This window comes from Segatella copri, assembly GCF_019127135.1.
Lineage (GTDB): Bacteria > Bacteroidota > Bacteroidia > Bacteroidales > Bacteroidaceae > Prevotella.
Genome location: NZ_JAHOEA010000094.1, coordinates 1 through 7,092, shown reverse-complemented (window position 1 = coordinate 7,092; position 7,092 = coordinate 1). Strand labels below are relative to the sequence as shown.

7 protein-coding genes are annotated in these 7,092 nt (G+C 44.4%); 1 reads left to right on the top strand and 6 read right to left on the bottom strand.

The genetic code is table 11. The features are described 5' to 3' along the window. The first annotated feature begins 57 nt into the window (after positions 1–57). Entirely contained in the window at positions 58–393 is a 336-nt protein-coding gene (locus KSW37_RS16210; protein WP_367397520.1) for a transposase, read from the top strand. A 388-nt stretch (positions 394–781) separates the two neighbouring features. On the opposite strand, the gene KSW37_RS14800 is transcribed toward KSW37_RS16210, so the two are convergent. The 6 genes from KSW37_RS14800 to KSW37_RS14775 form a co-directional block, all read right to left on the bottom strand. After that, the gene (locus KSW37_RS14800; protein ID WP_117587274.1) at positions 782–1,279 is read right to left on the bottom strand and encodes a DUF6169 family protein; all 498 of its coding nucleotides are present in this window, start codon (positions 1,277–1,279) and stop codon (positions 782–784) included. After that, positions 1,266–1,409, bottom strand: coding sequence for a hypothetical protein (locus KSW37_RS14795; protein WP_153082491.1), 144 nt, complete (start codon positions 1,407–1,409; stop codon positions 1,266–1,268). Before KSW37_RS14795 ends, KSW37_RS14800 begins: the two co-directional genes overlap by 14 nt. Positions 1,410–1,975: 566 nt before the next feature. Further along, complete coding sequence (locus KSW37_RS14790) at positions 1,976–2,143, bottom strand: hypothetical protein (RefSeq protein WP_217315157.1); 168 nt, start codon at positions 2,141–2,143, stop codon at positions 1,976–1,978. 18 nt (positions 2,144–2,161) lie between these two features. After that, positions 2,162–4,666, bottom strand: coding sequence for a BspA family leucine-rich repeat surface protein (locus KSW37_RS14785; protein ID WP_217315155.1), 2,505 nt, complete (start codon positions 4,664–4,666; stop codon positions 2,162–2,164). Between the two features lie 101 nt (positions 4,667–4,767). Then, positions 4,768–4,992: a hypothetical protein gene (locus KSW37_RS14780; protein ID WP_254368692.1), complete on the bottom strand. Its 225-nt coding sequence runs from the start codon at positions 4,990–4,992 to the stop codon at positions 4,768–4,770. Between the two features lie 400 nt (positions 4,993–5,392). Next, the coding region (locus tag KSW37_RS14775; RefSeq protein WP_217315151.1) for an ABC transporter ATP-binding protein at positions 5,393–7,092 on the bottom strand (1,700 nt) is incomplete at its 5' end.

Here is a 7,092-nt window from a genome sequence, read left to right as displayed (position 1 = left end):
AAAACCTTCTGAATACCCTTCAGTCACTCAATGAAGATGAACTGATACAACAGCAACATGTCCCCACACGCCCTGAAAGGGCAGAAGCTCCTAGCCCAGGGCAACGCCCTGGGTATTATGATATACAAACCAACGCCCTGTAAGGGCAAAAGCTTTAAAATTATGGCGCAATCCTTATCAAAGATTTACATCCATTTGATTTTCCACATCAAATCAACGAGCCCCCAAATCCGTGAAAATGATTTGGAACGACTCCATAGTTATATCGGCAAACTTGTAAAGACATCGGGATGTACCGAGATAAAGGCTGGTGGTATAGGCGATCATGTTCATGTATTGTTCATATTATCAAAAGATGTAATCCGTTGTGGACAAAACATTGCAATATATTGACAACCAGAAAGAGCATCACACCAAGCATTCGTTTGCAGAGGAATATAGAGCATTCTTGGAATTATATAATGTGGAATATAATGAAAAATTCGTGTTTCGGGATTAAGGAAGATTGGTGTTGTAAGGCTTTTGCCCTTACAGGGCGCCTTGCTGATTGCTATTATACCCAGGGCGCTGCCCTGGGCTAGGAGCTTCTGCCCCTTCAGGGCGTGCTGCTTGCGTTTAGCCTGCGTTCTGCTTCTTCTCTTTCCTTCGGCAGAGGAGATAAAGCTGCTGAAAGCGGAGATGTAGATTATGAATATCACCATATAATCAAGGGTCTATACGCCACCTGTTCATCGTGGTATATAGACCCTTGCCAACCAAGTTAATTGCAGAGTTACTACTATTATTCGGGCTTTGTATCAAAGAAACCGATAAACTCATCAAAATCTCGAAGAATGTCATTCAACTTAGGATTACTCTTTTGAACTATAATGGCTATGTAATTGTCAACTTCTTCATCCCTAAGAATAGAAACCTTGACACAAAAACGATCTCGTTTATCGAATTCGTTAAACCATCTGGTAAAAAGGCGAGCTCGCATAGCCTGTCTGCTATCACCCGTTTCACATTGATATAGAAGTATATCGGGATTCGTAAGAAAGAATTCCTCTATAATACATTGTATAGTTGCTTTAACTTTAGAATCGTTAGGAGAATTCTTCTTGTTTTCATTGAGAATTCCGAATTCATACGCTTTTTCATCCTCCCAAATATTATTGTTTTCTACAAATTCTATTCGATACTGAACACCATAATCTGTTAAGAACTTATATGATCCTTTATCTATCCAGACTTTATAAGGAGAATGAAAATTGAGGCGAGTTAAGTTAAAGGCATGCATAACAGTCTGCAGCCTCCTCTCGTGCTTTAGCAAAGTCTATTTGAGCCTTTGCTTCCATTTCTTTTTTACGTCTAACCATATCTCGTAATACAGCAATAGCTTCTTCACGAGTTTTAATTTTTAAAGCCATACTTATTCATTTTAAAGTTCTACTTTTTGTTGGTTGCAAAGATAAGCTTTTATTTTGAAAGTGCAAAGAAAACGGGAGAAAAGTTTCGGGAAAATTTGGATTCCCGTATTTTAAAAGATAAAAGATAGCCATTCCATGCCACAAATCAAGGGTCTATACGCCACCTGTTCATCGTGGCATATAGACCCTTGTCATTTCCCATGATGCGCAATGTGTACCAAACCTGTTAATTATAAGTAATAGAACTTTCGCAAGTGGTTTAAGTATGGGCTGAAGGTCCACAAGAGGGTGTGTCATAAATCAACAGCTCGCAAGTCCGTTAGGCGTTATGGTCCGCTAGGCGTTATGGTCCGCAGGAACGCCTAGCGGACTTGCGTATCTCCCTAACGCCTAGCGGACTTGCAAACCAGTTTTACGGACTTATACCACAGCACCTTCTGCCCTGTTAGGGCGTGTGGAGCTTACATGCGAAAGTTGGGTAAATGACAATAAAAGACAATGTAAGAACGAAAATACCCCATGGCATGAGTGCCATGGGGTATCATTATTATTAAAGGTGAGGCTTTTTAGTCGGCCCAAATTCCCTTATTAGTTGAACTATCCCAGAAATTCTTCACATTGTCATTGCTGTAATCCTCTTCTGCCGCTTTCTCGATAACAGAGCTGGCGAGGATGGCTGTGGTTTCCATTTCCATGACGCTAACCACTGGCTTGATATATTTTTTCTTTTTCATACCATTTCTATTTTTTAATTATTTGATGATAACTTTCATTGTCTTGCCACCACGCTTCACGATGTTTACACCCTTCTGCAAATTCTGGAGGCGACGACCCTGGAGGTCGTAGTATTCTGCCTTGCTATCTGCTGTAGTCTCCAACTGCTCGATGGCTGTGGTGCTACCGCCGACGCTGATGCTGAACATTCTGGCACCTGCTGCAGGAGCAGAAGAGTTATCTGCCATGTAAGCACGGAAAGGCTTGCTGCCCACAGACTCTGTTGTTGTTTTATCCAACAGCTTGGCTGGGTTCATCAGCTTGTCGCCCTTCACGATGTAGCAGTTGTTGTCAGCATCCTTGCTAAACTCCTTTTGGGTATAGATACCCTGGAGCTGATAGTTGCCATTATCAGTCTTTGAGGTCTGAACATCTTTTGCAATTGCCTTGTCGGCTTCAGAGATGCTGAGCGATTTTGCTCCATCCTTCATCTTGATGATAACAGGAGTACCAGCAGCAATGCTTGTCTCTATCTCTTCGAGTTCTACAGTTTCTGTAGCATCATCAGCCGAAAGAAGTTTGAAGGCACGGAAGTTCTGATTTGCGAGCGATACCCCGAAAGGCAAGCAGAGCGTAGCCCAGGTTGTACCTTCCTTCATTGTGCGGTTGTAAGATGCTGCCTTGGCTGCGAATGGCTCGTAAGCCACGAAGTCCTTGTCGTCGTTAAGAGTGAGATTCTCCGCAGTAAGCGTTTCTCCTACAGCTCCTATCTTCTCCTCACCATTCTTGCCTACCAACTTTGTGAAGTAGCCAGTCTTGTAGTTGGCGAATTTACTGTTGTTCTTGTCCGTGTCCGTGTTCTTGTTATACTCAATAAAACCTTTGAGCTTATCACAACCAAGGAACATATCTGCACCATTTTTCAATCCACTTCCAAAAGCAAAATTCTCACTTGCATAAATCGTGGTCAAGTTGGAGCAATTCTTGAATATATTGTCCACATACTCAACTCCTTTCGTATTGAAACTGCTCAAGTCGAGCGAGGTCAGGTTAGGGCAATTGGCAAACATGTGTCCCATATTGTTGACTTTCTCAGTATTGAAATTAGACACGTTTAGGGTCTTGAGGTTAGTGGCACCATTAAACATGCTCGGCATTGATGTCACATTTTCCGTATTGAACATTGAGAGATCCAAAGACTCCAATGCAGAACAGTTAGCGAACAAAAGTTTCATATCTGTCACTTTCGCTGTGTTAAAGTTAGTGAGGTCGAGCGAGGTGAGAGCGGAACATCCATTGAATACCCCGGTCATATTCGTCACATTCTCGGTGTTAAGATACTCAAAGCCTTCTATTGTGGTCAGGTTAGTGAAGTCCTTGAACCACCCATAGCAGTTTGTTGGTCTTGCACTGGCAAACGAAGCATCGAAGACCACCTTCTTTACATTAGTTCCTAAATTATTCCAGTCAGGAAGATTTCTCCCCTCATTTAAGCCATAAGCTCCTTCGGGCTTGGAAAGGCCGCGTCTGAAAGTAAGCGTTCCAGTAGCATTGTCAAACTCGGCATACGCATAGAATCCGCCTTCCGGACTGAAGTAGCCATTCTCGTAGTTGGCATAAGTGTGGTCGCTCTTACTTCCGTCGTATTCTATGGCACCGATGAGATTGATGCACATATGGAACATATTATCACTAGAAGTAACCTGGTTCGTAACAAACTTATCGCTGGCGTAGATGGTGGTGAGAGCTTGGCAGTCAGAAAACATGTCATCCATATCCGTCACCTTCTCTGTATTGAAGTTAGTGAGATTGAGAGAGGTGAGAGATGAGCAGCTAGAGAACATGAATCTCATATTCGTCACCTTCTCTGTATTGAAATGAGTAACATCTAGCGAGGTGAGAGATGAGCACATAGAGAACATAAATCTCATATTCGTCACCTTCTCTGTATTGAAATGAGTAACATCTAGCGAGGTGAGAGATGAGCAGCTATAGAACATACTGTACATATCCGTCACCTTCGCTGTATTGAAATGAGTAACATCTAGCGAGGTGAGAGATGAGCACATAAAGAACATTTCGCTCATATCCGTCACATTCGCTGTATTGAAATGGGTAACATCTAGCGAGATGAGAGATGAGCAGCCCCAGAACATGCTGTACATATCCGTTACCTTCTCTGTATTCAGATATTCCAGGCCTGTAATTGTTTCCAATTTTGTGAGATCCTTAAAGAAACGGTACAACGTTGTAGGAGTGTATGTGCTGAAGCTCTTATCGAAAACAATGTGCACGATTGTGCCATTTCCTAATTTTGTATTGATAGCAGTCACCGTCTGTTTATCTTCCACCCAAGCACTATTGCTAGGAAGGGTTTCACCCACAAGTTTCTTGAAAGTCAAGGTTTGGGTGGAGGATTCATACGTTGCTATATACTTAGAACTGGAAGCTGCCTTCTGCGCCACCATGCCGGCTGGCAGAAGCAGCAACATCAACAACATCAATGGGAACAGAGCAAATCTATAGAACTTTGCCCCCCCCATAGTTCATACGGCCGACATGCGACTCATTGAGTTGATTGGTAATTTTTTTCATAATTTAATTTTATATTTGTTATTTATATTTGTCTGCTTATTGCCGAAACTCACTCCAGGAAATACAGGAGGTTTAATGACATGATGTATATCGATGCCAGAAATAAATAGATATAAAACTGTTCCTGCTTGAAGAAATCACGAAAGCTGAAGCGAGCTTTCCAATGATCCTCAAGATACATCCTGTACTCATGTATCATGGCATATACGAAGATGATACCTAACATGAGTGCAAACACCCCGATGATGATCAGGGCTAATTCTATCCTTGGCATGGTTTCTAATATTTCTTTCATGGTGCAAATATAGTGTTTTTCTTTCAAAAAAGGTGTCTACTTCCCCTGTCAATGTGTCTACTTCCTATGTTTTAGGTGTCTACTTCCTAGCAAGTAGACACCCTTTTTAACGATTTGTTCCCTTCTGTGATGCGTTTTCCTGGTATTTATCGAAAAATGGTTAATCCTGCTTTTTATCCTCTGCGGCTACATTTTCAGCCATTTTCTCCCGCCATTCGGCAGGAGTACAACCTTCCTTTAATTTGAAAATGCGGTACAGATAGGTGCGGGCAGAGAAGCCACAAAACGTACCTCGGCAAGCCAGAGGCGGAAGGTGGAGTTTGGGAATGAAGTGAAGTAGCGTGTATCCCCCGCCGGCGCACCAGTCTTCCTGCTTCTCTCACTTCTCTTTCCGGAGTCTTTCAGAAAGCTTCGGTTGTAAAGTCTTTTCCTTGTCCACCCGTATCTGCTCCTGGCATCTGTCTGCCACTTCCTTCCTATGCGTTACACAGATGATGGTCTTATCGGCATAAGCAGCAAAGAGGCGGTCGAAAAGTATCTTCTCTGTTTCGGCATCCAGCGATGAACTGATTTCATCCAGCAGCAGAATGTTGCCTTTGCGCAAAAGACTGCGGGCTATGGCAATGCGCTGCGCCTGACCGCCACTCAAACGGGTGGCATGCTCTCCTATCTTCGTATCCATACCTGCCGGCAAACTGAACACGAAATCGGCGCAGGCTACATGAAGGGCTTCGGTAAGCTGCTCATCTGTAGCCCCGGGATTGGCAAGAAGAAGATTGTCGCGAATGGTTCCGCTCATCAGTGTATTACCTTGCTCTATATACACGATATGCGAACGCATGCCGGTTCCTTCTACCGCTTTACCTTGGGTATCATACAATACAATCTTTCCGCTATCGGGCTGAATGATACTCGACAGCAAGCGGAGGATGGTGGTCTTGCCACAACCGGTTTCTCCCACTATCGCCACAGATGTGGCAGGACGGAAATCATAAGAGAAATGGCTGACTACCATCTTCTTACGCTCATCGGGATAAGAATAGCTCACATCCTGAAGACGGATGCCACAAGCATGCTGCAAAGGAATCGGAGCATCAGCCTGCGACAGAGACTTCTCCTGTTCGGTATTTTCGATCTCTACCAACCGGTCAACACTCGCTGAAGCGTGAATCAGTTGGGGAATCATGCCCAACAGCGACATGATAGGACTCTGTATCTGACCCACCAACTGCAGGAAGGCTGTCATCACACCAAAGGTTATCAAGCCCTCCTTAAGTTGGATAGCACCATAAACAAAAGCACCGAAGTAACCATAGCTAAAGGTAAAAGCAAGCAACAGACGAGATATCAGCGTAAAGCGGATTCGACGACGAACCAGATGATGCAAACGCTGCTGCATGCTGCCTACCAGACCGGAAACCGTGTTTTCTGCCTGCAAGGTCTTGATGGTCAGTTCATGTTCTACCGTCTCCTGAATCATCATCTGTATACTGCTCTCCTCCTCGCGTATCGCCAGCGTCATCTTCTTGAGTCGGCTACCCAGATACTTGGCACAAACTGCAACCACCGGCGTAAGCACAAGAAGACTCCATGCCAGGATGGAATCGATGGAACGCATCAGGAAGAAGGCTCCAAAAAGCTGCACCAAGGTAACAATCATAGTGGGCAATATACCCGTAACAACCGATGACGCAGAAGACAGGTCTCGCTCCAGGCGCTGACTGATATCGCCCGAAAGCATTTCCGAAGACCGTTTCTCTGCACCAGCCGCAGCCTTCCGGTTTTCAGCATAGAGTTTTCTACCAAGCACAAACTGAAAGAGGCGGCTACGCATATCATTCTGGAGGATTACCTCGGTGATGCCGGAAAGATAGAATACCAGCTGGCGAAGGGCTATCAGCAGGGCGATGACAGAAAAAAGCACGATGGTTTCGCGCAGCACGTCGCCCCGCCAGATCACGACATCGATGAACCGGCGACACAACCAGACGAGCCACAAGCCTAAAGCTACCTGCAGGAGACCTGCAATGATGCGCAAGAGCAAACGTCCACGGACAGCAGACATCTGGCGGAAAAACC